The organism is Oceanisphaera arctica, assembly GCF_002936955.1.
Classification (GTDB): Bacteria; Pseudomonadota; Gammaproteobacteria; order Enterobacterales; family Aeromonadaceae; genus Oceanimonas; species Oceanimonas arctica.
Genome location: NZ_MPZM01000002.1, coordinates 113,256 through 138,753 on the forward strand (window position 1 = coordinate 113,256; position 25,498 = coordinate 138,753).

19 protein-coding genes are annotated in these 25,498 nt (G+C 49.7%); 2 read left to right on the plus strand and 17 right to left on the minus strand.

Annotated elements, in window-relative coordinates; all coding sequences use genetic code 11:
* Positions 1–277: 277 nt before the first annotated feature.
* Together hepT and mntA are read right to left on the minus strand one after the other, a co-directional pair.
* Positions 278–628: a type VII toxin-antitoxin system HepT family RNase toxin gene (gene hepT, locus UN63_RS01720; protein WP_104485057.1), complete on the minus strand. Its 351-nt coding sequence runs from the start codon at positions 626–628 to the stop codon at positions 278–280.
* A gap of 51 nt (positions 629–679) precedes the next feature.
* Complete coding sequence (mntA, locus tag UN63_RS01725; protein ID WP_104485058.1) at positions 680–1,078, minus strand: type VII toxin-antitoxin system MntA family adenylyltransferase antitoxin; 399 nt, start codon at positions 1,076–1,078, stop codon at positions 680–682.
* 731 nt (positions 1,079–1,809) lie between these two features.
* Here mntA and UN63_RS01730 point away from each other — a divergent pair.
* Both UN63_RS01730 and UN63_RS01735 read left to right on the plus strand, forming a co-directional pair.
* The gene (locus UN63_RS01730) at positions 1,810–2,130 is read left to right on the plus strand and encodes a hypothetical protein (protein WP_104485059.1); all 321 of its coding nucleotides are present in this window, start codon (positions 1,810–1,812) and stop codon (positions 2,128–2,130) included.
* Positions 2,123–2,410, plus strand: coding sequence for a helix-turn-helix domain-containing protein (locus tag UN63_RS01735; protein WP_104485060.1), 288 nt, complete (start codon positions 2,123–2,125; stop codon positions 2,408–2,410). The genes UN63_RS01730 and UN63_RS01735 overlap by 8 nt, the downstream gene beginning before the upstream one ends.
* 160 nt (positions 2,411–2,570) lie before the next feature.
* Here UN63_RS01735 and UN63_RS01740 read toward each other — a convergent pair whose 3' ends face one another.
* From UN63_RS01740 to UN63_RS01810, 15 genes are all read right to left on the minus strand, one after another.
* Entirely contained in the window at positions 2,571–4,661 is a 2,091-nt protein-coding gene (locus UN63_RS01740; protein ID WP_104485061.1) for a capsular polysaccharide biosynthesis protein, read from the minus strand.
* Positions 4,662–4,872: 211 nt separating this feature from the next.
* Complete coding sequence (gene rfbC / locus UN63_RS01745; protein WP_104485062.1) at positions 4,873–5,421, minus strand: dTDP-4-dehydrorhamnose 3,5-epimerase; 549 nt, start codon at positions 5,419–5,421, stop codon at positions 4,873–4,875.
* Positions 5,418–6,305, minus strand: a complete 888-nt coding sequence (gene rfbA, locus UN63_RS01750; protein ID WP_104485063.1) for a glucose-1-phosphate thymidylyltransferase RfbA — start codon at positions 6,303–6,305, stop codon at positions 5,418–5,420. Before rfbA ends, rfbC begins: the two co-directional genes overlap by 4 nt.
* Positions 6,292–7,197 (minus strand): dTDP-4-dehydrorhamnose reductase, encoded by a 906-nt coding sequence (gene rfbD, locus UN63_RS01755; RefSeq protein WP_104485064.1) that lies wholly within the window; start codon positions 7,195–7,197, stop codon positions 6,292–6,294. The genes rfbA and rfbD overlap by 14 nt, the downstream gene beginning before the upstream one ends.
* Positions 7,198–7,362: 165 nt before the next feature.
* Positions 7,363–8,397 (minus strand): dTDP-glucose 4,6-dehydratase, encoded by a 1,035-nt coding sequence (gene rfbB, locus UN63_RS01760; protein ID WP_104485065.1) that lies wholly within the window; start codon positions 8,395–8,397, stop codon positions 7,363–7,365.
* 165 nt (positions 8,398–8,562) lie between these two features.
* Positions 8,563–9,288: a glycosyltransferase family protein gene (locus UN63_RS01765; RefSeq protein ID WP_229793473.1), complete on the minus strand. Its 726-nt coding sequence runs from the start codon at positions 9,286–9,288 to the stop codon at positions 8,563–8,565.
* 212 nt (positions 9,289–9,500) lie between these two features.
* Positions 9,501–11,609 (minus strand): glycosyltransferase family 2 protein, encoded by a 2,109-nt coding sequence (locus UN63_RS01770; protein ID WP_104485067.1) that lies wholly within the window; start codon positions 11,607–11,609, stop codon positions 9,501–9,503.
* Position 11,610: 1 nt separating this feature from the next.
* Complete coding sequence (locus tag UN63_RS01775) at positions 11,611–13,083, minus strand: class I SAM-dependent methyltransferase (protein ID WP_104485068.1); 1,473 nt, start codon at positions 13,081–13,083, stop codon at positions 11,611–11,613.
* A 15-nt stretch (positions 13,084–13,098) separates the two neighbouring features.
* The gene (locus UN63_RS01780; protein WP_104485069.1) at positions 13,099–16,008 is read right to left on the minus strand and encodes a glycosyltransferase; all 2,910 of its coding nucleotides are present in this window, start codon (positions 16,006–16,008) and stop codon (positions 13,099–13,101) included.
* Positions 16,009–16,068: 60 nt separating this feature from the next.
* Complete coding sequence (locus UN63_RS01785) at positions 16,069–17,244, minus strand: nucleotide sugar dehydrogenase (RefSeq protein WP_104485070.1); 1,176 nt, start codon at positions 17,242–17,244, stop codon at positions 16,069–16,071.
* A 579-nt stretch (positions 17,245–17,823) separates the two neighbouring features.
* Complete coding sequence (locus UN63_RS01790; protein ID WP_181068142.1) at positions 17,824–18,786, minus strand: glycosyltransferase family 2 protein; 963 nt, start codon at positions 18,784–18,786, stop codon at positions 17,824–17,826.
* Between the two features lie 59 nt (positions 18,787–18,845).
* Positions 18,846–20,873 carry a glycosyltransferase family 2 protein gene (locus UN63_RS01795; RefSeq protein WP_104485072.1) on the minus strand — a complete coding sequence of 676 codons (2,028 nt, stop codon included), beginning with the start codon at positions 20,871–20,873 and terminating at the stop codon, positions 18,846–18,848.
* A gap of 16 nt (positions 20,874–20,889) precedes the next feature.
* On the minus strand, positions 20,890–22,875 hold the full coding sequence (locus UN63_RS01800) for an FkbM family methyltransferase (protein ID WP_181068143.1): 1,986 nt from the start codon (positions 22,873–22,875) through the stop codon (positions 20,890–20,892).
* 38 nt (positions 22,876–22,913) lie between these two features.
* Positions 22,914–24,251: a hypothetical protein gene (locus UN63_RS01805; protein WP_146084701.1), complete on the minus strand. Its 1,338-nt coding sequence runs from the start codon at positions 24,249–24,251 to the stop codon at positions 22,914–22,916.
* Positions 24,252–24,370: 119 nt separating this feature from the next.
* A complete protein-coding gene (locus UN63_RS01810; protein WP_104485075.1) occupies positions 24,371–25,453 on the minus strand; it encodes a KpsE/RkpR family capsule polysaccharide export protein in 1,083 nt (360 codons plus the stop codon).
* Positions 25,454–25,498: the final 45 nt, after the last annotated feature.

Consider the following 25,498-nt stretch of genomic DNA (forward strand, 5'->3'; position numbering starts at 1 on the left):
TTCTGCAGGTATCAAGCTGTTTGTGGGTTTGCGTAGGGTCGACTTATTTTAGGTAAAGAGTATTCGACCGATGGTGTTGCACCCAGGTGGGGCAGGCGTCGTTCTGCTCCCTCCCCTTAGCCTCGAATTTGGCAGAACTACAGCGGGGTGCAAGGCAAGGGGAGGGTTGGGGAGGGGTTACTGGCGAATACCCGCGTGATGCCTGCAACCTCGCTGCCAAGGGGGAGGGGCTGTTCGGCGCCATACCTGAAAATTCGCGCCGGCTAAAGCGGCACGGTTAACCCAGCGCCTTGATCCCCGAACGGGCAAACTCGATAAGCGCCTGATGATAATCCGGTGCGATCACATCGTGCACAATCACGGGATCCACTTCGAGGTAGTCATGCACCAGCGCATTTCTGAGCCCGATCACCTTGCGCCAGGGGGTGCTTTTGTCAATAACCCCTTTTTCAACCAGCCGGTTGAACGCGGTAAGCGCTTCATTACTGGCCATGCCGGTTTCTTTTTTGGCCCAGTGCTTGGCCAGACCAATGCATGATTCTATGAGCACTTGCAGAGTTCTCTCTGCCGCTCTTTGTTCAAAACGGCTCCAGGGGGCTTGTTGCAATCGCCGCTGCAGCTCGGTCAAATCTGGTCGACATGTTCTTTTTGCGCATTCAGGTAGGCATTTGGTCCGGTGTTAACCATGTTGTTCTCCGGCTTTGTGGGCATGAACGTAATCCAGCTCCCACATGGAATAAATACGCTGCTCTGCCTGCATTCGGTTAGAAGGGGACAGGTCCAGTAACAGCTTGCCCTGGCTCAGCACACTCCAGCCAAGGGGGACGGGAGCAATGGCCAGGTCCACCACACTAATGGTGCCTTCCAGCATGGCAAGCTGATGTTGCCAGTCTATCGCTACTTCTTCCGGCCTTAGCCGGCGAGACAATGCATCTGGCTCCCAGAGGGTAAAGACCACCGCCAGATCGTAGTCGCTACCGGCATGATGCTCCCCCCTTGCCCGCGAACCATAAAGCCAAAGAGCGGCAATATCTGAACGCTGGCGCGCCAGCTCAATAATGTTCGCCAGTTGCTCCATATGCACTCCTGTGGGGTGGCGGTCTGAGAATAAGACGTTTAAACCATAGCTTCCTGTCCATGGCAACTTTAACATCTTTCTTTGTATCATCCGCATGGGTCGGAAGCTGCCGGGGCAAACGGCGCCGATGCTGCAGACACAGCACCGCTTGCAGATTCGCGCCAGCTAAAGCGGCGCCTGCAGGTATCACACGGTACCGTGTTTTTGTAGCCGGCGCTTTAGCTGCCGGAGCAGACGGTGCCGATTCTGCAGATATGGCGTTGTTTGTTGGTTCACGCCAGCTAAAGCGGCGCCTGCAGGTATCACACGGTACCGTGTTTTTGTAGCCGGCGCTTTAGCTGCCGGGGCAGACGGCGCCGATTCTGCAGATATGGCGTTGTTTGTTGGTTCGCGCCAGCTAAAGCGGCGCCTGCAGGTATCACACGGTACCGTGTTTTTGTAGCCGGCGCTTTAGCTGCCGGAGCAGACGGTGCCGATTCTGCAGGCATAGCACCGTCTGAAAATTCGCACCGGCTGAAGCGGCGCCTACAGCATGGCCAAACATCGGCGCCGTGGTTTTGTAGCCGGCGCTTTAGCTGCCGGGGCAGACGATGCCGAGTCTGAAGATATGGCATTGTTTGCAAATTCGCGCCAGCTACAGCTGCATGACGCTTTGTCTCCTTGCACTACAGCTTGCCGGATGACAGGTTAGCCCCCATAATAAGCAGCAAAGTACGTCATTGGCGCACACCATGATTTTTATCGAAACACCAATTTTTACCTCTGACGTCAAGGATTTACTGGGTGACGACGAATATCGGGAGCTACAGCAGCACCTGGCAATCAACCCGAAATCCGGGCCCGTTATTCAGGACACTGGTGGCCTCAGGAAAGTTCGCTGGAGTGCACAAGGAAAAGGGAAACGAGGTGGAGTCAGGGTGATTTACTATCATGTCAGCTCGGATAGCCAGATAAGAATGATACTTATCTATAAAAAAGGTGTTCAAGACGACTTAACACCAGAGCAAAAGAAGATCTTACGTACAATCAACGAGAGGTGGAGTCATGGATAACGAATTATTCGATCGTCTGGCCGAAAGCATGACCCAAATGGATGAAATTGTTAAAGGAGAGCGCCAGCCTTCCCGCGAAATGGTTGTCAATGCCATCATGGTAAAGACGATACGCAGAAATACCGGACTGACTCAACAGCGTTTCGCCAAGCTGATTGATGTCAATGTTGGTACTCTGCGTAACTGGGAACAAGGGCGCCGCGAGCCCACAGGTCCGGCAAAAGCACTGCTACGGGCGATTGAACGCGACCCCAAGCATGTGTTGAAAGCATTATCTTGACTGTTTTTGTAGCCGGCGCTTTAGCCGCCGGGCAGACGATGCCGATTCTGCAGATATGGCGTTGTTTGCAAATTCGCGCCAGCTAAAGCGGCGCCTACAGCCCAATCCAAACATCGGTGTTTTGGTTTTTTCTTACCGCTGACAGCTTACCGCTGACAGCTTACCGCTTAAAGCTCCCCAAAGGGGCTAACGCCTCCCACAAATACCGGGCTTTGCGCAGGCGGCGATGGGCCCAGCGCAACAAGGTGTTGTTCGGCTCTTTGAACTGTTCCCGTTCCCGGGCCAGCCGCCAGGCCATGCGCAGCGGGGTGCTGTACAGGCCGGTGGCATAGTCCACATAAGTGGGGTACCAGGCATAAGTGGCATACACCAGGGCGGCCAGGGGCAGGGCACGACCCCGGCGCTCCACAGGGTGCATATCGAGAGTCAGCCCCCAGCCGGCATAAAACGGCTGACCCCAGACCGTAACCGGTTTGCCGCGGATCAAGGCTTCCAGTCCGGTAAGTGAGGTGAGGGTATGCACCGTATCGCATTCATCCAGGCAGGCCACAATTCCGGCCCGGGTTTCTACCGTGTCCGCACAGCATTCAAGCACCGCATCCGGTACCTGGCCCTTGCGATTGCCACTCACCACATCCGGATGTGGCTTGAACACGATAAAGGCCTCGGGATGATCCCGGCGCACCGCCTGCAGCAGGGCTGCATTGCCCTTTACAAAGGGGCTGCCCAGCTGAATGGAGGCATCATCATCCACCTGGCCGGGCACCAGTATTATCGGGCGCCCCGCCGCCTGCTGCCGCCACTGTGGTCGGGCATTATCGCCTACATTGTATTTGGTGAGCGCCTGCTCCCTGAAATGAATGACCAGCTGTTCGCCCAGCTGTAACTCGAGGGCAGAAAAGTCATGCCCGGCAAGATACCGCTCAATGGCGCTGGGCGTGCGCGGGTCGTAATACATGCCCAGATTGTCGACCACCAGCGAGCCCGGACGACGCAGATCCGATCCCAGCCCCACCGAGCGTAAAAAGCCGTCTTCCATCCGCCACACCGGCAAAGCGCCGTTGGCCAGTTCCGATTCAAAACGGCGACCCCAGACCAAGACCGCCTCTTTGTCATTCCCGCGCAGGCGGGAATCCATATTTTGCGAATGGCCGAATGAATTCGACCCTGCGGGGAGTCGGTCTACAAACTTCACATCTCGGGCATAGCGGCTTAAAAACCGGGGGGTAAAACGCCGTCGCCAGAGCGAAAAACCCACCGCATACAGGGTATCCACTATTGGTACCGGGCTGCGCTGAGCCAGAATCAAATCCAGTAAATCTTCCAGTTCGCAGCGCTCACCGGTAATAGGGTCCACATAACGGCAATAACGCAAATAAGCGGCCGCCAGCAGTTGCGGTACGGTACGGGGTTCGCCTCGACGCGGAATAGCTACCCGGTCGTCGGTGACGCCCCAGCCGGCATAAAAGGGTGCGCCAAAACACACCACTGGCTTGCCGGCCAGCAAGGCCTCAAAGCCCAGCTGCGAGGTGACCGTATACACCTTGCTTACCGCCGCCATCAGCGCAAACGGGTTAACCGCATCGGCCAACAGCAGCACATCGTCATCGGCAACATCCGTTAAATAGCCCTGCTTTTTGCCCAGCAACACATCCGGATGAGTACGCACAATAATCTGCGCCGTTGGGTTATCTGCTTTAGCGGCAGCCAGCATATCGGCAAAGCTTCGCTCGCAGGCCTGCCCCAGTCGCACCGCCGGATCGCCCCGGGTCTGATCAATCACCAGCACCCGGGGGCGAGACGTATCCAGGCGCTCAGCCACCGCCGGTGGCAGCTGGTTATCGGCATAGCAGTTGTATTTGGTAATGCCTTCATGGCCAAGCAAGGCTTGCAACTGCTCAGCCCGCTGCTGCCACTGCGCGTTCCACCAGCTCATGTCATCCAGCATCTGCTCAAGCTGGCTTGGGCGAGTGGTGTCGTAATACACGCCCACTTCATCCACTATCAGCGACAAGCGAGATGCCCCGGAGGCCGGGTGACCGATATAACCCACAAAACCGTCTTCCAGCTGCCAGAAGGGTAGGGCACGCTTGGCTGCAAGGGCGCGGGCTTTTTGTGTGTTGGGCTTCATGCCCCAGCCGACCACAGCAGCTAATTCAGGAGTTGCCTGCTTGCCAAGATAATGAGGAGATAGAAACGCATTCAGTACCCGGCGCTGGCGCCAGATACCGCGAGAGGTGGTAAGCAGCATAAAAGATATAAAACCCCGTTATTTTTGTAGCCGGTGCTTCGACTGCCGGATCATACGGCGCCGATTCTGCAGGTATGGCGTCGTCTGCCCATTTTCGCGTCAGCTAAAGCGCCGGCTACAAAATCCAATACAATACCCAACATCGATGTTTGGCCATGTTGTAGGCGCCACTTTAGCTGCCGGTCCTGCGGAGCAGGATGTAATCAAGCTATCAGCTTGCCGGCAGTTTGGCATCGGTAAACAACGGCGCTTGCTGATCTTTCTGCGATAGCAAAGGATCATCTTTCAAAGGCCAGTCTATGGCAAGTGTGGGATCATCCCACCGAATGCAACGTTCGTGCTCGGGAGCATAATAATCGGTGGTTTTATAAAGAAACTCGGCTACGTCAGACAACACCAAAAAACCGTGGGCGAAGCCTTCGGGGATCCACACCTGGCGTTTATTTTCGGCCGATAAAAACACGCCCTCCCACTGGCCAAACGTAGGGGAGTTGGGTCGAATATCTACCGCCACATCAAATACTTCACCCAAGCTACATCGCACCAGTTTGCCTTGCGGCTGTGCAACTTGATAATGCAGGCCACGCAGTACGCCCCTGGCCGAGCGGGAGTGGTTATCCTGAACAAATTTAACCGGTCGACCAGCAGCCGGCTCAAATTGTCGTTCGTTGAAGCTTTCAAAGAAAAAGCCTCGTTCGTCACCAAACACCCTGGGCTCGATAATCAATACATCGGGAATGCCGGTTTTAATGATATTCATGCTTTAAACCCAGGTTGAATAAGACGTAACAAATACTGGCCGTAAGCGTTTTTAGCGAGCGGAGCTGCCAGTTGACGCACCTGCTCGGCATTTATAAAGCCCTTGCGGTAGGCGATTTCTTCGGGGCAGGCGACTTTTAGCCCCTGGCGATGCTCTATGGTCTGAATAAAATTACTGGCCTCGTTCAAACTCTCGTGAGTGCCGGTATCCAACCAGGCATAACCACGGCCCATAATCGACACCGACAACGCTTCTTGCTTCAGGTAGTGGTTGTTGATGTCGGTAATTTCAAGCTCACCTCTAGCCGAAGGTTTCAACCCTTTTGCTATATCAACCACATGGTTATCGTAAAAATACAGACCGGTGATGGCATAGTTACTTTTGGGCAGAACCGGTTTTTCTTCCAGTGACAAAGCCTGTCCCTGTTCATTGAACTCCACAACACCGTAACGCTCGGGATCATGCACATGGTAGGCGAACACGGTGGCACCTTCTGCTTGCGCACTGGCTTGCATTAATTCCGCCTGCAGGTTGTGACCGTAAAAAATATTGTCACCCAGCACCAGGGCGCAATTATCCTGGCCGATAAAGTCTTCGCCAATCAAAAATGCCTGGGCCAGACCATCCGGACTTGGTTGCACCGCATACTGCAGGTTAAGCCCCCACTGACTACCGTCACCCAGCAGCTGTTCAAAACGTGGCGTATCTTGTGGCGTACTGATGATCAGAATATCGTGAATACCGGCCAGCATCAGGGTGCTGAGCGGATAGTAGATCATCGGCTTGTCGTAAACCGGTAGCAGCTGTTTGCTGACCGCCATGGTTACCGGATAAAGCCGGGTGCCGGAGCCACCAGCCAGAATAATGCCTTTACGCTTGTTCAATGGCTTGCTCCAGAATGTCGGTGAGCGTATGTTTTACCCCATGCTGCCAGGGCGGCAAGGTCAGGCCAAAAGCGGCTTCTAGTTTGTTGCAGTTCAGGCGGGAGTTTAGCGGGCGCGCCGCCGGAGTGGGCCAGGCAGTGGTGAGAATGGGCACGAGCTGCGTAAGGGCCAGCGGTACACCGACCCGGCGGGCCTGCTCAAATACCAAAACCGCATAGTCATGCCAGCTGGTTTCTCCTTTGGCGGCAAGATGATAAAGCCCGGCCAGTGCCGGCTGCTGCATAGTCTGGCGCAGGGTATGGGCCGTGACATCGGCAATCAACTCGGCACCGGTGGGGGCCCCAATTTGATCGCTGATCACATTCAGCTCAGTACGCTCGTTACCCAGCCGCAACATGGTTTTAGCAAAATTATTGCCTCGGGCAGCATAAACCCAGCTGGTGCGAAAAATCAGGTAACGCGAGCAATATTGAGCAATGGCCTGCTCACCGGCCAGTTTGCTGGCGCCATAGTGGTTGAGCGGTGCGGTTGGGTCTTGCTCTTGCCAAGGAATGCTGCCCGAGCCGTTAAACACATAATCGGTGGAATAGTGCACCAGCCAGGCCTTCAGTGCCTCAGCCTCTTTAGCCAGCACGGCCACACTGGTTGCATTTATCTGTGTAGCCAGCTCAGGCTCGGCTTGTGCCTTGTCTACCGCCGTATAAGCGGCGGCATTAACGATGACATCCGGCCTGAGCGCTCGTAAAGTGCGAGCCAGTTCAACCGGTCTGCTCAAATCACCGCAGTACTCAACCGCATGACGATCCAGCGCCGTTACTCGCCCCAGTGGTGCCAGCGCGCGCTGCAGTTCCCAGCCAACCTGGCCATTTTTACCTAACAATACAATATGCACGCATTTTGCCTTTCATAATTAAAGCCCTGCGGGCAGCCATAAAGCTGAACCGTATCTGTATGTAGGGTCGAATTTATTCGACAAACATGGCAGCACGGCCTGAAAACGGTCGAATGGATTTGACCCTACATTGGTTGTGTTTGTCTTTAACTGATCGCTTACAGCTTAAGGCTTACCGCGTTGTTTCACATTGCTTACCCAATCTTCATTGGCCAGATACCACAGCACGGTTTTACGAATGCCGGACTCAAAGGTTTCTTGTGGTTTCCAGTCCAGGTCACGTTCAATTTTGGTGGCATCAATGGCATAGCGCCGATCGTGGCCGGGGCGGTCGGCAACGTGAGTGAGAAGTGAGGAGTAAGGCGTGAAGTGTGAAGGGGCCAGTTCGTCGAGTATGTTACAAATAGTGTGTACCATTTCTATATTTTGCTTTTCGTTGTGACCACCAATGTTGTAGGTTTCCCCCACCTCACCACGGGTGACTACTTCATACAGGGCCTGGGCATGATCTTCCACATACAGCCAGTCGCGAACTTGATCACCCTTACCGTAAATAGGCAGTGGCTTGCCTTCCAGTGCGTTGAGGATCACCAACGGAATCAGCTTTTCGGGGAAGTGATAAGGCCCGTAGTTGTTGGAGCAGTTGGTAATGAGCGTGGGCAGGCCGTAGGTACGCTGCCAGGCTCTTACCAGATGATCACTGGAGGCCTTGGAAGCGGAATAGGGGCTGCTGGGCGCATAAGGTGTGGTTTCGGTAAAGAGATCATCGATGCCGTGCAAATCACCATAGACTTCGTCGGTAGAAACATGATGAAAACGAAACGTCGCCTTGCGCCCGGTATCCAGCTGGTTCCAGTAATGGCGGGCGGCTTCCAGCAGGGTATAGGTGCCGACGATATTGGTGTGGATGAACTCCGCCGGGCCGGAAATGGATCTGTCAACATGGCTCTCTGCCGCCAGATGCATCACCGCATCCGGTTGGTGCTCGGCAAAGAGCGCATCCAGTCCGGCCCGGTCGCAGATATCCAGTTTGGCAAAGTGGTAGCGTGAAGAATCCGCCACCCCGGCGAGGGATTGCAGGTTGCCGGCATAGGTGAGTTTATCCACATTAACCACGGCATCTGGCGTGTGATGGATGATGCGGCGTACCACGGCAGAGCCGATAAAGCCGGCCCCGCCGGTAACGAGAATTTTGCGCATTGTGTTTCCGTGCAAATATCAATCAATTGTTCGGTTTGTAGCCGTTATTACAGATCTTTGTTGGTTTTGTGTAGCCAGCGCTTTAGCTGGCGAAAACTTGCAAACAATACCAAACAAACAGAGCCCTAAAAACCTGCTACGCAGCCCCTGCAGCTAAAGCGCCGGCTACAAGGGAAAAACCTGATGTTTTGCGTTTTCCAACATCTTCTTCCTGCTTTGTTCATCGTTGCTCAGCCGTAAAATCTCATCTGCCCAGGCTTGCTGGTCCATCGGCAGCAGCACGCCATTGTGCTGGTGACGGATAATCGAGCGATATACCGGATGGTCGGCATAAATACCCACGGCACCAGCCTGGGTAATATCGAAAAACTTGGTGTGAGCACGGGCGGCATTGAAGCGGTTTTCCAGCAAGGGCGCCAAGCCAATGGTGCGACCAGGCCGGCTTAACAGCGCCTGATAGGCTGGCCATTCCATGGGGTACAGCACATGTACCCGGGGCAGGGCCGTAAACCGGTTGCGTACTTTACTATTGCCTATCAGCTCAAAACTCAGGGTGTGATCCTGGTTTAGTACCTGCTCCACCATTGGATAGAGCCATTCAAGCTCTTGGCTGTGCGAAGCCGAGCCATGATAAAACAGGGTTTTTTGAGCACTTAACCCCGAACCCACACCAGAGTAGGGTGACTGCGGTTGCAGGACTGTAGGCTGCCAGCTGACGTATTTTTCCGCCAGCCAGGGGGTAGATACCCATAGTTCCGCCCCCATTTTTTTCAGCCAGGCCTGGTGCCGCCAGGCCAGTCGGTAGAGCTTCCAGCGATAGCGTATTGGCAGGCCCGTATGAGGGCGTAAATCGAACAGATCATCGTCCATAAAGAGCACTAACCGACTCATTTTCTGTCGGTTTTTTTCCACCCATTGTCGCCAGGCCGGTGTGATATAACGAACAAAGATGACTGTTGGTAACGATTCATCTAATAATGGCGGTGAATCATCAAGCCTCAGAGTGGTTATTTCCTCCCCGTTGGCATCGAGCCAGGGACGCACAAAAAAGTCGCTGGTAGGATTGGCGCCCTGTTCCACTATCAGGGCTCTGGGCTGCCGGCTTACCACGGCCAGCCTACCCGAGGGATCTTGCCCGGCTTAAAGTCCGGCTGCGAGTAATTGAGGTTGGGATTATAAAAGGGGTCGCGTTCAATGATATGCCCCCAGCGGTTGCGCATATACTCCGCCTCACGTTTGGCTCTGGCCTGTTTTTCCGGCGAGTCGTCTTTGCCGCGAGAAACGGACTCATGGTGATACAGCTCCGCATAAGGGGTATAAATCACCCGTTGTCCGGCCTCCCTTACCCGCAGACAATAATCCACATCATTAAAAGCCACGGTCAGGTTGGTTTCATCCAGGCCGTCTAGCTCCTGATACAGCTGTTTATGCGTTACAAAGCAAGCGGCGGTAACGGCAGACAAATCCTGAGCCAGCATGGCCCTGTGCATATAACCGGGGTCGTCTGCCTCCAAAATACCATGCAAGTGGGTAGCGCAGCCGCCGGGGCCCAGCACGTCACCGGCATGCTGCACCCGGCCATCACTGAAATACAGCCGGGCACCTACCACGCCAACACCGGGTTGTAGCAGGCGGGAAACCATTTCTTCCAGCCAGCCGGGGCTGATCACCTCGGTGTCGTTATTCAGCAGGCAGATCACATCTCCTGTTGCCTGCTCTACCGCAAAATTATTGATGGCAGAAAAGTTAAAGGGATGAGCGTAATGCAGCACCTTTACCCGACCGTCTGTTTCCAGTTGCTCCAGGTATGCCAAGGCCGCCGGCTCACTGCTCTGGTTATCCACAATAAGCAGTTCATAGTCCGGCCAGGTGGTTTTTTGCAGCAGGCTTTCTACACAGGTTTTCAGATAGTGCAGGGCATCTCGGGTGGGCACCACAATAGATACTTTAGGCAGGTTTTCTGGCTGCTGATAACGCACTCGCAGATGTGCCCCTTGCGGCTCTACCTTTGCCGCTATCTCATGCCTGCGCAAGTGCTGTTCCAGAGACTGTTGGCTGGAGGTTGTGGAGCATTGAACCCCGTAGTGACACAGCACTGCGGGAATATGACTTATCGCCTCTGGGCCGGCCAGCGTTGTGACATCCAGCACCAGCTGATAGGCACAATCAAAACCGGTTGTCTGAATAACCTGATTGAACAAGTCGGCACGCACCGCAAAGGCTGAGCCCACATAGCCGGAAGTGCGGGCCAGCTCTTCGGACCAGTCCGGCTTGAACTGAGGGTTCACCCGTTTGTTATCCACCAGATAATCGTGATCCGGGTAAATCAGTGCGGTGGAGGCATGGCGTGCTTCCATGGCTATCCAGGCCAGAGCCCAGGGGGCCAGCTTGGTGCCGGCCTGTATCATGAATATCCATTGCTGTTGATCTGAACCGGGCCAACCAGCGTGTGCGGCGATACTATCGTCACTGATTAATTTAGCCTGATCCTGAAGTTTTTCTGCCCACCAAGGCATGGTATCTGCGGTGATTAGCACCCAGGGCCGGAAAGGGAGTTCTAGTTGGGCGTACAGGGAGGTTAGCGAATCCAACACAGAGTCTGCCGACTCAAGGCCTCGCGCGTCGATCACCACTTCGAGCATCATGCTCTTTAATCCGAGCCGTTTGACGGCACGCTTCAGACGCAGGTACTCCGCCGAGGTAAATTGCTCGGTCTGGGCAACCCATTCGGGGTAAGAAGGAGAGGCGGTATAGTAGCGACTTTTACCGATCAGGGCGTAAGACGGATAAGGTTTGAACAGCATGCCACCTGGGGTCAGACCTAAAAGGCGGCGTTGTGTTTTTGAAACCCGGGTGTAAGTGTTGTACAGCCTTCGCCACATCAGATAGCGGCTGGTGACAGGATTGATGGGTTCAATCCGCACCGAGTCTACACCGGTAACCGAGCCGATGCTTTTTATCTCAAGCCACGCCTTGGTAACCAGGCATGGCAATCGAACCAGCTCATACAGCTTGCCTTTAAGCGTCACCGGCAGGTTAAACGACAAGGTATCACCCTGCCTGTTTTCAGTAACCAGAACGGCTTCCAGCTTCGGCCCATCATACTCCAGCTGACCACTCACCCGCACCCAGGAGGGACCCATGGCAGAGTCGATACCAAGACGGAGGTGCTGCAGCTGTGTTTTAAATGTCAGGGCGGGTAATTGCGTCATGCTAACCCCATAGCCATTTCAGACCTTGCACCAATTGCGTGCTCAGGCTTACGGCTTTCGGCTGCGATATGGCAATGTGTGCCAGCGGAATACGGGCATCATGGATCACCAGCCCCAGCTCAAAACCGCTTTCCAGCCAGCTTGCAGGTAGCTCAAAGGAAAAGCCACAGGGGTGATCCTGCCAAAAAGCGGGAGCGGTCTCTGCGCTGCCAAAGACGTCATCCAGCACATCTGTTCTTGTCTTCTCTGGTGTAAACTGCGCTTCGCCCTCCGGTCCGGAAACGTAAAGGCGGTAGCTGGTTTTCAGATAATCCCTGGTCACCGCCCAGCCGGCCACGCAGATGGTTTCTGTCCCGGTGCACCATTTTCCGCTACCGGGAGAGTCCAGATGCCACTGAATGAGAGTCTTAAGCTCTTTTTTCAGTTGCTTGCTAACCCGAACACATTCGCAGGCAAGGGCAGACTGCTCTTTTTTCAGGTAGGTTTCATATTGTCTGGCGCTGTTGGTCGACTCCTGTACCTTTGTTAACGGTGTATAGTCATCCCATGACACCTCAACCGGGAAGTAGCCGAGAGATTGCAAAGCAGCTTTTATCTGTTGGCGATATTCTGCCGGCACATAGGAGTCGAGCACGAAGTCACGAAATCCGGCCCGGTCGGCCCACAGTTGCGCCAGTTCGCCTGCCAACCCTTGTTCCAGCACCTTCAGGGTCGTTTTATCTATGGTCGCAGTGGAAAAGTCTGCTGCAACCAGATTGCGCATTTTATGTGACAGTTCAAACTCGCCCTGACTCATTTGCTGATATATATGATCGCCAGAAATGATCTTCGTATCGGGCTTCCCGCCAAACATACGGCGGCTAATGGTGGACTTTCCTGAGGCAGGCTCTTGCATCAGTAGCCAGGCATAAGGTTTGAATTTTCGAATATGCACCACATAGCGCTGTTGCGGATCGCCGGCCTGCATCACGCTATGGCCGATCACCTTCCAGGCATAGCCTTGCAATATTTTGTTTAGTTTGTTGCGGGTGGGAAAATAACGCTCGTCAATGGCACGTTTTACTTTTACCCATTCATCCTGTTTACCCGGCGCCAGGCTGAGCTCCAGCACCAGCAACCCATTGTCTGCCAGTAGCGCCATCAGTTTATGAATGAGCTCGGCCTGATCCTCGGCATAATGCAGGGCAGAAAGCAGGGTGATAACATCAAAGGGCCCTGTCGGCAGGCTATCCCACGACTGGTTGATAAACTCTGCATCCGGAAAGCGGACCGATGCCTTGCTAATGGCGTGTGCAGACTTGTCCATGCCCACGACTTGGCTGGCGCAATTAAACAGCGCATAGCCACAAAAAAAACCTTCATTACAGCCGACATCAAGAAAGCGCTTGCCAGTGAGAGAAGGCAGACGCAATGCTGCCAGTTTTTGCAAGGACGTCGAGCTGCCTTTAACACCAGGAAATGACTGATATTGCATTTGGATTTCTCCTGGTTAAAAAGTACTGGCCATTCGAGGCTGAAACATCGTTGCCAGTGCCTGCTGCATGACTTCTGGGCTGTATAATTGTTGCGCGCGATTTTTTCCGACGAGTCCCATTTTGATGCGCATGGTCTCGTCAGCAGCCAGTAAGCTTACATATTCCGCAACTTGTGCAATATCACCCATGGGTGCCAGAAATCCGCTTTCACCATGAATCACCAGCTCCGGCAAGGCGCCCCAGTCATAACAGATAACGGGGCGACTGGCGGCCATGGCTTCCAGTATGGTGCGGCCGAAGGACTCTTGTACATGAGATACATTCAGCACAATATCAGTCTGTGCCAGTACGGTTGCGGTTGGCATATAGTCAATGAAAATCAAATTTTCCGTTAATTGACCGGCAGCTTGCCTGGCTTTTAAAGCGGTAGTTTCATTATTTGCTGGCCCGATTAATAAAAAGCTTATGGCATGTGGGCTTTCTGCGAGCAGTTGCGCCAACTGAACAAAATCATGCAACCCTTTTTTTGGCAGATTACTGCTGATCAACGCTACCCGTAAGGTGTGGGAGCGGGGGAAAGGTAGATCATAGTCTGAGGTGTTCACCACATTAGGCACGATCACTGAAGGCTTATCCGGCCAGCAATTGGCCACGGCTTGAGAGTTAGCGAGAATTAGATCAGCCATAGCGGCCACTCGTTGCTGGATGTACGGAGCCGTTGCACCCAAGGCGGTGCATAAATCGGAATCTGACTCAATCAGCTCATGTACATACCAGGCAACCGCTACATTACATTGTTTAGCCGCCAGTATGGGTTCATCAAGTACCAGCGTATTGGCCAGTAACTGAGTGATTGAATATTGCTTCAATAATCCAGTAAACAAATCCAGAGTGTGTGGGCAGGTAGCTTTACTGGCATGCCACCAAGAGTAAGGCAGCACCACCAGTCGATGGCAATGCTGACGCACGTTAGCGACATAATTTTCATTCACGGCGGTTGGCAAGGTAACTAATACGTTCACTCGCAATGCAGACAAGGCTGCCAATACATCCAGCAAGCAGCGCTCCGCGCCAAATATAGTCTGGTCTGCCTGGTGACCACATACCATTACCCATGGGTGGCCAGAATGCTCGGGCTGCACACCCGGAAACTGTGGGCAAGGCTTATAGCCTTGTTCGTGGCCAATCGACAGAAAATGAGGTAGTGCCTCTCGATAAGTAATGGGATCCTTCGAACTTGAGTAGCAGGCAACATAGCCGGAGGCACTGAAGGCCGGCCCGGGGTCTCTGCCTTCTGCTGCTCCATAATGGTAATAGTGCAAGGCGGGATCTATGGTGCTTTTCAACAAGTCGGTATAATTCTGACTGTACCAATCAGCAGAAAACCATGAACTTTGTTGAATTAAATCAATTGAGTGAGCAAAGTGTACCGATTTTTTCTCGCAACATAATGTTTCAGGCGCCAGGAATGGCCGTTGAACCGGATCCTTCGTCAAATACAGACCTTTTCGTGAATGAGCCGTGGCAGCGTGCCAGCGTCGTGCCGCATCAATATAAAACTTGCGCACACCGTTAAGTTGCGTGACCAGGTGTGTTTCACCGAGCTGGGTAAGTGACGACGGCATCACACGGCCAATGGACAAGGGTACCTTCGGCAACACTTCAATTACACTGTCTGCTCCAAATGCGGCCTGAATACGCAGCAAATATTCCGAATCGGCAGCCACGCGTACCTTGTCCCAGTAACCCGTTTTTTTGATAACCTGGCGACGAAATAACAACGAAGATTCATTGCGCTCGGTCCAGCGCTGAGCGGCGCGCCACTGGCTGAACTGTAAATCCGGGGTTGCCCGTACCCAGTATGATATGGAAGCCACACACTGTGGTTTATCCAATAGGGCCAAGACCTGATGCTCTATTTTTTGCGGATGTGACCAATCATCACTGTCGTGTGTAGTGATAAAGGCGCCACTGGCCACTGTCAGCCCTGCATTACGGGCGGCATAGGCCCCATCATTCGTATTTTGCTTCAGTATTCTCAGCGTTTTTCCAAGGGGAAGAGGATATTGTTTCAGCCAGTTGTGCACGACATCGAGAGTGTTATCTTGACTGGCATCATCAACCAGAATTAACTCAAGCTCGGGCCAGGTCTGTTCTGCCAACGCACGTAAGGCCGTAACAATATAATCAGCCGCATTATAGACTGGCATAATCACACTGACTCTGGCTTGGGCCACTGATAAAGAACAGTGTGCCGTGGCTGTGTGTATAGCCTGCAAGCCATCAAGTCGGGAATCTGATGATGAAAGGGCACTCACTGCAGACAAACCATGGCGGAGGAATACCCGATTGATCAATGCCAGTTGAGTCGTGGAAGCATGCGCTTCTATATTGGCCTGTGCCAGCAATAAATCGGTTTCTTCAGGCAAAAGGGCTTGGGCATGTATGAGCATCTGTAAAGCCCGCGCATGCTGGCCGGTATGTTGCAGCCCCAGGGCAGACAACAACCATATGCCAGTTGTGATGTCGTGGCCGGGAGTTGTATTTATATAAGTCTGTAAGTGTGCGATAACTTCCGGCCAGGAGTCTTTCCAGGCAGCGCGACGAGCCAATGCCCACAGTGCCGAAGCACGCTCTTCCTCACTGGCGTTTTCGTCCAGCGGCAGTGCCTGCAATAAGGGAAGCATACGTCGTTCAAGACCACGCCAGAGATGATGCTCATAGATCAATGCCCGGTTTCGGCGCAACGGACGTTGTTCTGCCCGCCCATAGCGGGAGTAATGGGTCCAGGCGTCCATTCCTGCGGCGGCGACATCGGGATTGGCTTGTAGATAAGCAGGCCCATCAAAACTGACCGGTATCGCCAAGTTGGCGGTGGCAGATGGAGGTTGCAACCAGCGTAAAAGCTTAGTCAGCATCTTCATGCCATCATTCGCTGTAAAGGAAACACGGAACTGAGAAGGTAATCTGGTAATACATGGGGGTTAGTCACTACCAAAGAGATCCCGGGTATAGACTTTATCCTGCACATCCTTTAACTCATCGGCATGACGGTTGGTAACAATGACATCACAGGAATGTTTGAAGGTTTCCAGGTCTGTTATTACCCTGGAATGGAAAAACTCGTCTTCTTCCAGTGCCGGTTCATAGATGATCACTTCAATACCCTTGGCCTTGATGCGTTTCATGATGCCCTGTATGGCCGACGCACGGAAGTTATCTGAGCCGCTTTTCATCACCAGACGGTAGATGCCCACGACCCGGGGGTTACGCTTGATCACCGAATCGGCAATGAAATTCTTACGAGTTCGGTTGGCATCCACAATCGCCTTAATCATGTTGTTGGGTACGTCTTGGTAGTTATCCAGTAGTTGCTTGGTATCTTTTGGCAGGCAGTAGCCACCATAACCAAAACTAGGGTTGTTGTAGTGGCTGCCAATGCGCGGGTCCAGCCCAATCCCTTCGATCATCTTACGAGTGTTAAGACCATGACTTTCGGCATAGCTGTCCAACTCGTTGAAGTAGGCGATTCGCATGGCCAGGTAGGTATTGGAAAACAGCTTTATTGCCTCGGCTTCGGTACTGTCGGTAAACAGCACCGGCACATTCTGCTTTATCGCGCCCTGCTGCAATAATCGGGCAAATTTCTCGGCACGCTCACTGTGCTCACCCACAATAATGCGGTTGGGGTAGAGGTTGTCGTACAGCGCTTTGCCTTCGCGAAGAAACTCGGGCGAAAACATCAGCTTCTGGCAACCAGTCTGCTGTTTAAGATGTTGTGTGAATCCGACCGGAACCGTTGACTTAATGACTATTACCGCATCCGGATTGATAGACATTACATCTTTCACAACGGCTTCAACACTGTGGGTGTTAAAATGGTTGGTTTCAGGGTCGTAGTCGGTTGGGGTAGCGATGATGACGAAATCTGCATTGCTATATGCTTCTTCTTTATTCATCGTCGCGCAAAAATTTAACGATTCATCTTTAAGAAAACGTTCAATATCGGTGTCGGAAATAGGTGAGAGGCGATCATTCAACATGTCAACCTTTTCGGGAATAATGTCGATGGCAATGACCGCATTATGTTGTGCCAGCAACATGGCATTGGACAAACCCACGTAACCGGTGCCGGCGATAGTGATATTATATTTTGACATTGAATATTATCCAGCAATGCTTTATAAGGATTGGGTTGTTTTCATCTTTTTTGTATGGCGGTTTTTGAATTATTAATTTTAATAGTATGTCGCGGTATATTATCTATCCGTCATTCCGCACCTAATTCCCGGATTTAAAATTGTGACGATTATCTCAAAATCACCGTCAGTATTAGGTTCTAGCTGACACCAGGAAGGGTATTGTGTATTAATGCTCGGTTACGCTATTTTTATCCCAAATTCAGGAGGTTGAAGGTTATGTCCTTCCTTTCGACAGCTCTGTATTACACATCGACATCAAAACCGCTAGTTCGCTTGTTTTCTTAAAACGAGTAGACATCTTCGCCGAAAATAAATCTAAAAATAGGTGCGGAATGTCGGATCTATATGCAAGTGTGCACCAGCTCCTAAATGTGATGAATACTGCACTTCACATAGCAGGGGAGTAATTTCTAAATAATCTCGTATAGATAATGTGTAAATATTCGCACCGGGAGGTGCAGTAATGTTGACGCGGATTCGTATGTATAAATATGTTCTATTTCGAATTTCTTAAGTTGCATGTGTCAATGATGGTTTTTAATTATTTTCTGCGTCGCCATCAATGTTTGGCGTGGCGTGGTTCATGTTATGAGTGATATTTTTATTATTTATGATGAAGGTCGGTTGGAAGTTAGTTATATTAATGCTCGAGTTGAACGTTGATATATATGCATAGTTAACTTTTGATTCTATATTTGAGTAAAAAGGTACTGATGATAAATATTTGAATTCATCACTTGTAATGAATTCACTTGCCTTTTTTGTTAGTTGGCGACTAAGGAATTTGTGAGAATTTTGATTTATTTTTTTTAGTGTTAGCCAATCATCGAAAGATTTTCTCCCTATAAGGTTAGCTGGCATTTCTTTGTGGTATTCGAATCTTAGGTTTCTTAAGGCAACATTTTTAGGATGCTTTAGCGTGTCCAAGTGAAGAATGCAACAGGGGCTATTTTCCTTATTCATGTATAGCCGCTTCGGATTGTCAATCATCGAATAAAGTTCGTCAGCATACCGGCCATTTTTATACCTGAAAGACTCCCTTCTATAAAGTCTAATGTCACCGCTCAAACCAGCATATTTATTTTCACCTCCTACACAATTGAAACCAAAGCCGATATTTACAGCTTTGAATAAGCAAAGATCAAGTTTTTTCTTACTCATAAGATCAATTGAGTCACTCAATAGTGGTTTGAAGTCAAGTTTTGCTCCAAGGTGAGAGCGCATGGCGATAAAATCTGAGTCCCATTTTAATATGAATTCGCTGTTGGAGTTGTCAATTATCCAGTTTCTGCATTCAGCCATGTCGAGGTTTTTTCCGTCTTTTAAAGTGATAAGCCCCTCATCTTTAAATCGAGAAAGGATCTGTACGGTTTTATCTGTGGAGCCATTGTCAACAACAATGACTGAGTCAACAATATCTAAAATTGAAAGTATGGCTTCATTTATAGATGTATCTGCATTTTTAACTACAATGGCAGCGGCGCATTTTATTTTAGGCACAATAAATCCTCTGATAATTATTTTTATCTGTGATTGAAAACTAAAAAGTTGGTAGGTTTTTATGTTTTTGTTAGTTTATATTTTCTACAATTATCTTTTTTTGTTAGTGGGTGGTACACCACATTTTTTAATTTTTGTCTTGATAAGGATTTATTTACAACTTTAAAATGATTTTCTTTTTGTAGTCCAATTTTTTTAATGGATGTGTTTTCTCCATGAAGTACCCTGTTATAGCAAATTTTATTAATATGCTTGAATGGTCCAACTTCACTGAGTTTTAAATACATATCATAATCTACGGCGTTGGTTATTTTTTCATCAAAGCCTTCTGTCAGGTTCCAAGCACGAGCAGTAAACATCCTGAAGTGATGACAAATCATCGCTGTTGTCAGCTTTTCACGGGAAAATTCAGGCCAGTTATAACCGTTGACAATTAAAGAACCATCCGGGTTGACATTGCGATTGGTGGTGTAAACACAGGCTAGCTTCCTGTCGAAAAAAAATTCCTTTAAGCAATTTTCAACTGCATCTGGCTCCAGGTAATCGTCTGAATCAAGTTGGCCAATATAAAACCCCCTACACATTTTTACTGAAGAGTTAGACGCAGCACCGATGCCTCCATTATCTCTAGACATAAAACGAACTCTAGGGTGATCCGAGTATAGTTTCTCTAGAAGTGAGAGCGTTCCATCAGAAGATCCATCATCACAGATACAAACCTCCAGATCTGTTACTGTTTGATTTAACGCGCTTGCTACACAACGTTCTATGTAGGCTGCACAGTTATATGCCGGAATGTAAATAGAAACAAGTGGAACGAGTTTAATTGTCGCTTTCTCTATGGATTCTATTTTTCTATAAAAATAAGGAACTTTTTGCTCAACTATTTTAATTGTTATTGCTTTACCTGCCGCTCTATCTGTTTCATTTTCTTTCCCTGGGGGCTCTTGATGATAGGCGAGTGCCCCATTGACGGATTTAAAGAAACATCCTGCACGATATAGACGGTAGCCGAACTCGTTGTCTTCACCACCCCAATGAGTGAATTCTTCATCAAACCAGCCAGCAATAAAGAGCCATTTTTTTGCAAAGGCAACATTGCCACCACTAAAAAATCTGAATGGATAGTCACATAAACGAAGGTTGTCTGTTTTATTAAAGTGTTCCAATCGCCAGTCAACCGAAACTTCACCTTCTTTTTTACCTGCGACACCATTGTTGGTTATGATTTCAGGTAAAGAGGAAAGAAGGTCAGGTTGAGAGAATATGTCATCAGCAGTAATGCTGTGGGTGTCAATATACTTTCGAGGACCTATCAAAGCAATGTCAGAAGACTCAAGTAGGCCTGATATATATGATTGAACCCAGTGCTTGCCTGGTGCCATATCACAGTCTAAAATAGATACGTAATCATATTTTGCTGTGCGTAAACCAAGGTTTCTCACCGCGCATAGTTGATAACCATAATTTTTTTGCCTGACAAATTTTATATCTAATGACTCTTCATATTTTCGAACAAGCTGAGTTAAATCTTCTTTACTACCATCATCTGCCACGATAACTTCAAATGAATGATCAGTAATCTGATTAACAAGACAAGCTAGTGTGATGTCAAGGATTTTAGAGCGATTAAAAGTGGGTATAATTATACTTAATCCAGTATTGATATTATCAGTGGATTCCTTATGCTCTCTTTCTAGTAGCCAATTATAATCATTAGTCGATTTAGGTAATGGAGGTAATACAAGATCTGTAGGCCAGTCTGATGGTATTGGATTTATCTTTTTTATACCAAGTTCTTCGGACTTTTTAGTTTTTAATTTACTATAAAATATTAAATTAGATTTTAATTTTTCAGCGTTGCATTTGTACGTATCTTCAGTGGCGTTATACAATAGTATTTCTGTTATTGGATCTAACAACTCCGATGGATTTTTAGTGTTTATGTTTAGCATTTTTTCACATAATGTTATGTTATATTTGACCACCTTTTGTCCGAATTTATCTGCTACGATATGATACTTATTAAGCGCTTCCTGATATCTTTTTTCAATGTATAGTTTGTTTGCTTGCTGAAAAATGTTCATGTTGAATTTTCTTCTTTTATAATATCGAAAGACTTGCCAAACCTTTCTCGCTAGGAATGACATTAAACTCGAAATCAAGAGATCTTTCTTTAATTATCTTTTTCCATGCTTCCATGATGTCTTTCTCTTCCGCCCGATGGTAATCATCCATGATTAAAGTGAGCTTATTGCCAGCTAATGTGTTGATTAAGTGGGGCAGGGCAGGAAAGCGCGCATTATTATTGGTTGCCCCTGGTGGACCATCAATCAGCACCATGATATTGGCTTTTTTACCTTTGAATAGTTTTGCAATATCTGACAGCTTTTCTTCGCAGTTGTAGTACAGGTATTGCTGGTCGTCTTTATATTGATAGTCCACCAGTGGGGCGTGAACCAAATCTACCAGGTGCTCAATGCCGTGCTCGACTAACAGCTTGCCTGTCTTTTCAAAGTATAAGAAGTTATGCTCAAAGGATATAATTTTAGCAGGAAGAACATGATAAGTATAATCAATATCCTTTATATCATGTAATCTTTTATTTTCTTTATGTTTTTTAATGTTTTTTACGTTTTTTACAGTAAGGTTTTTTTGTTTGGCGTTTAGTGCTTTAGCCATTAATAGGGTTGAGGTGCCGCTGCCAAATTCTATAATACAGTCGTAATTAGCCTCATCGATCAAGCCTGTGATATACAGGCCTATGTCAGGGCTGATCGGCCAGCCGTGAAAGCTGAGTGGTTTTATTCCTTTTTCGAGGTAATTCTGTATTCCCATAAAGGATTCGATCTGCTTGGCCGTATTTCCCAAGCCATTGTTGATGTGGTTTTTCAAGCCGTTAACCATTTTATTTATTTCCTGGGTTTGGCTTAAAACCATGTTGTTTATCTTTTCTTCCAGTATGTTTTCAATGGTTTTGTTATTTCTCAGCTGTTTTAATTCTTCTTCTTTTTTTTCAAGTTCTCGTTTTTTATCTTCAAGCGCCTGGCTTAACATCAGAATTTCTTTTCTGGCATAGTCCCGTTCGCTCAGTGCCGTTTTTGTATTCTGTTGTGCTGTTTCTTCAGCTTGTGATACTTCCTTCAGCCGTTGCTGACATTTTTCTTGTTGCTCTTCCAGCTCGGTCCTGGCTTGATGAGTTGTTGCCAGCTGTTGCTTTAGCCGGGCACTGGTCTGCCGTGCTTCTGCGAGTTGCTGCTGCAGCTGAGTCTGTTGCTGATCGAAGCTGGCCTTGTTGTGGACAAGTGTTTTTCTTACTTCCGCATTGGTTTTACTGGCAAGCGCCAACTGCAGATCAAACTCTGTAAGTCTGTTGTTGGTTGCATTCAGCTGCGCTGTTTGCTCAGTCAGTTTTTTTTGCAAATCATCTCTGGCGATTTGTACCTCAGCCAAGGCAGTGCTGGTTTCGCTCAATTCCAGTTTCAGGGCATTGCGATACAGCTGAAAAAACGGCCTGTCCGGATCTGAGCTGTCGGTTGCCATCAGTTCATAACCTTGCTGTAGCAGTATGGTAAGAACGGTTTCACTATGGCTGTTGCTGTTATAGTGTGGTTCGTGTGGGCAGTGGAGTATGATATGCGCGAAGGGATTGTCCCGGTCCAATTGTGTCAGTTGCCTGGCTATCAGCTGTTCCGCACCGCAGGCATCAATAATCAGCATGTGGTCAACTTGCTGAGGAAGTTTGGCATGTTCAAGCAACCGGGTCAGGGTAAGGGTGGCGACTTCAAGCACCTGTTGCACTTTCAAGCCTGGCATCAGTTCGGCTAAGCCAGTAGCCTGATAAAGGCTGCTGGCTTCGTTCCAGTTATAAATATTAAAGGTGCTGCTGCCGTTGCGGTCGGCAATGGCCACCTCAAACAAGCACGCATTACCATGTTCCTGGCTGAACTGTTTGAGCAGGGGGGCGCACCTGGGGTTGGGTTCTATCAACAACAGGCGTCGGGCGTGTTGATAATAGTTGCCATTGTTGCCGGTATTGGCACCAATGTGTATCAGGGTATCCACTGAGTTTGGAATTTTCACAGTCATATAATAGGAAGCCATTGTTAGATGACAGAGTGGCAGTTTTATGAGGTGGCTTTGGGCTCTCGGCCCTCTTTCTGGCCATATTTAAGATAATGAACCAGAGGATTCAGTTCGGCCTCAACCACATCTGAATACAGTTTAAGGTACCAGTTGGTATCAAAGTGCTCACTGGGATTACGGCCCTCGAATGCGCCCACCTTAAGGTAGTGTTTGATGGCTAACATGCCGCTTTCGGCAACATCCGGATAGGTCGAAAGGTACCATTCGGTATCGAAAAGCGTGCTTTTTTTCAACAGAGTAATCTGTTGCTTGAGGCTGCGTTGCTCCGGTGTTGTCTTACGAAATGTTTTTCCCAGCGCCCGTATGGGTATAGTAACTTTCCAGCTGAAACTGGTGGTGAGCTTTTGTAGTTGTTGGCTGTTTTCTGCTAACTGCTGCTGTTGATGAGCCAGTTGTTGAGCCAGTTGCTGATTGTCCCGGTAATATCGCTCCAGCTCTTCCTGTACCAGGTGCAGCTGCTGCAGTATTAGTTCGTTTTCTTCTTCTACGTCTTGTTTGTTCTGCTGGATATGATGTAGTTCAGCCTGGGCACTGTCGCTTTTCTGTTTTAATACATTCTTGGTGACTTGGAGGCGCTGGAGTTCTTCACCCAGGCTTTCGGCCTGGTGTTTATGTTGATGCAGGGCGTTTTCGTAACCGGTATTCTGCTGCTGCAGGACTTTCAGTTCTCCTTGCATACTGTGCAGCAGGGTGACTACTTCGTGGTTTTTTTGTTCTTCCTCGTCTAATCGGCTCAGCAAGGCGCTATGCTGCACAGATTGTTGAGCCTGTTTTATAAGCTGCTGATATAACTGATCGATATTGATCTCTTGTGTGCTGGTATCCTCCAGCAGGTGAGTCGTAGCAGCTTCCAGCTCTGCCAGGTCATCGGCCATTTCACGTTGTTGCATTATTAGCTGTTGTGCCAGCAGTTGATGCAATGCTGACGGAGGAGCCATGGGCTGAAGAGACACTGGGCCTGCAGTAATGCCAAAACGCTGCTGACAATACTTCAATAACTCTTGGGGATTATGTACCGCTTGCATCACGTTAATTAACAAGGTTTTCCGGCGATGACGTCGATAAAACAACAGGCTTTGATGTAGGGCATCTTGCCATTGTTGCAAGGCTGCGGTGGGTGTTTTACCTTCATCCAAAGCATAAGCCACGGCGATATGTACGGGGAGATACAGCAAAAGACAAGGTGAGCCGGCTACCGGTTCGTTGCTGTCCCAGTCCTCTGGCTTTGCACTGCTGTTATGGTTCCAGCCGAGTAATGGCAACAGAGCTTTCAAGTGTTGCCATTGGCTAAATGGTGTAGCACCTACGATCAACTGCATCTAAATAAGCTCCTGATGTGACTGTTATTTAATTTATATCTACAACCTTTGGTGCTCAAATAATCATGCTCTGCGGAATAAGTTAATGCCTTGGATAACACAGGAAAAATAAGCCGTGCTTAATCCCGGTGGTCACGCACAATCAGCATCATCATGTTGGCGATAAAGGTCAGAAACAGGGTGATGATGGCGAATACGCTGGCGTTGTAGAGTCTGTCAGGCTTGGTGGCGTATTCGGGCAGCAACGGGCTTTGCAGCACGCTGACCTGCTTGAGCTTGCGGGCGGCTTCTATACGGGTGTTTTCCAGCGCGGCCAAGGCGCTGGAATAAGTTTGCTGGGCAAACTGGGCTTTCAGCTCCAGGGTTTGGTAGTCGGCGGAGATGCGGTTAAGGGCGTTGCCGGTTTCCTGCGCTAGGCGGTTTTGCTCCTTGCCGATTTGTTTTTTCAGAGCATTGATTTCGCTGTTTATTCTTACCAGTTCGGCCGAACGGGTACTCTGATAGCTTTGAGCCGCGCTATATCGGGCCTGCATGCGGGCCAGTTCACCTTCTAACGTGCCGACTACCTGATTGAGGCTTTCTACCGTATGAAGGGGAGAAATCAGCCCATGTTCATTCTGATAGGCCAGCAGGGCGGCGCGTGTTTCATCCAGGCGGCCTTCCAGTCTGTCTACCTGGCGCTCTAAAAAGTGTACCTGTTCTTCTGCCAGGCGTTGCCCCATTTCATTCATATGGGCTTCACCGGCATTCAGCAGCAACTGTGACATTTGGTGGGCAAATTCGGGTGCAAAGGCCTCTACGGTGATGTTCAGTACCCCGGCGTATTCATCCAGTTCTACCGATACCCGTTTCTTAAAGTATTTGTGCAGCTCCTCTATGGGGGCTTCGGCATCCAACAGGCGGGCAAAGAGATCGCCGCTCTGGCTGTAATGTTCGCGAAAGGGCAGTCCGCTCTGTACTTTTTTCAGCATGTCCACCGACAGCAGATGTTCGCGCAGTAGTAGCAGGTCACTGTGGCCGCCGGCGCCTTTTAACAGGCTGGAGAAGCTGAACTCTGGGGCGGCAATTTGCGGGCTTTCCAGCACCACGGTAGCACGCGACACATAACGGTCTGTTGCCCATACAAACCAGTACAGGCTAACGGAAATAATGGCGACAAGGGCCAGGGCCCAATGAGGATTTTTTTTGATGAAGAGTTTCATGATTGCTCAAATATTGGGTTCGAAAAATGTTCGCGGGTTTTGTAG

Coding starts and splice junctions, on each gene's coding strand:
- UN63_RS01740 (WP_104485061.1), bottom strand. CDS start 4,661: ATGCTGCTTACCACCTCTCGCGGTATCTGGCGCCAGCGCCGGGTACTG.
- UN63_RS01770 (WP_104485067.1), bottom strand. CDS start 11,609: ATGACGCAATTACCCGCCCTGACATTTAAAACACAGCTGCAGCACCTC.
- UN63_RS01800 (WP_181068143.1), bottom strand. CDS start 22,875: ATGACTGTGAAAATTCCAAACTCAGTGGATACCCTGATACACATTGGT.
- UN63_RS01775 (WP_104485068.1), bottom strand. CDS start 13,083: ATGCAATATCAGTCATTTCCTGGTGTTAAAGGCAGCTCGACGTCCTTG.
- mntA (WP_104485058.1), bottom strand. CDS start 1,078: ATGGAGCAACTGGCGAACATTATTGAGCTGGCGCGCCAGCGTTCAGAT.
- rfbB (WP_104485065.1), bottom strand. CDS start 8,397: ATGCGCAAAATTCTCGTTACCGGCGGGGCCGGCTTTATCGGCTCTGCC.
- rfbC (WP_104485062.1), bottom strand. CDS start 5,421: ATGAATATCATTAAAACCGGCATTCCCGATGTATTGATTATCGAGCCC.
- UN63_RS01795 (WP_104485072.1), bottom strand. CDS start 20,873: ATGAACATTTTTCAGCAAGCAAACAAACTATACATTGAAAAAAGATAT.
- UN63_RS01810 (WP_104485075.1), bottom strand. CDS start 25,453: ATGAAACTCTTCATCAAAAAAAATCCTCATTGGGCCCTGGCCCTTGTC.
- UN63_RS01780 (WP_104485069.1), bottom strand. CDS start 16,008: ATGAAGATGCTGACTAAGCTTTTACGCTGGTTGCAACCTCCATCTGCC.
- UN63_RS01730 (WP_104485059.1), top strand. CDS start 1,810: ATGATTTTTATCGAAACACCAATTTTTACCTCTGACGTCAAGGATTTA.
- UN63_RS01805 (WP_146084701.1), bottom strand. CDS start 24,251: ATGCAGTTGATCGTAGGTGCTACACCATTTAGCCAATGGCAACACTTG.
- UN63_RS01785 (WP_104485070.1), bottom strand. CDS start 17,244: ATGTCAAAATATAATATCACTATCGCCGGCACCGGTTACGTGGGTTTG.
- UN63_RS01765 (WP_229793473.1), bottom strand. CDS start 9,288: ATGAGTCGGTTAGTGCTCTTTATGGACGATGATCTGTTCGATTTACGC.
- UN63_RS01735 (WP_104485060.1), top strand. CDS start 2,123: ATGGATAACGAATTATTCGATCGTCTGGCCGAAAGCATGACCCAAATG.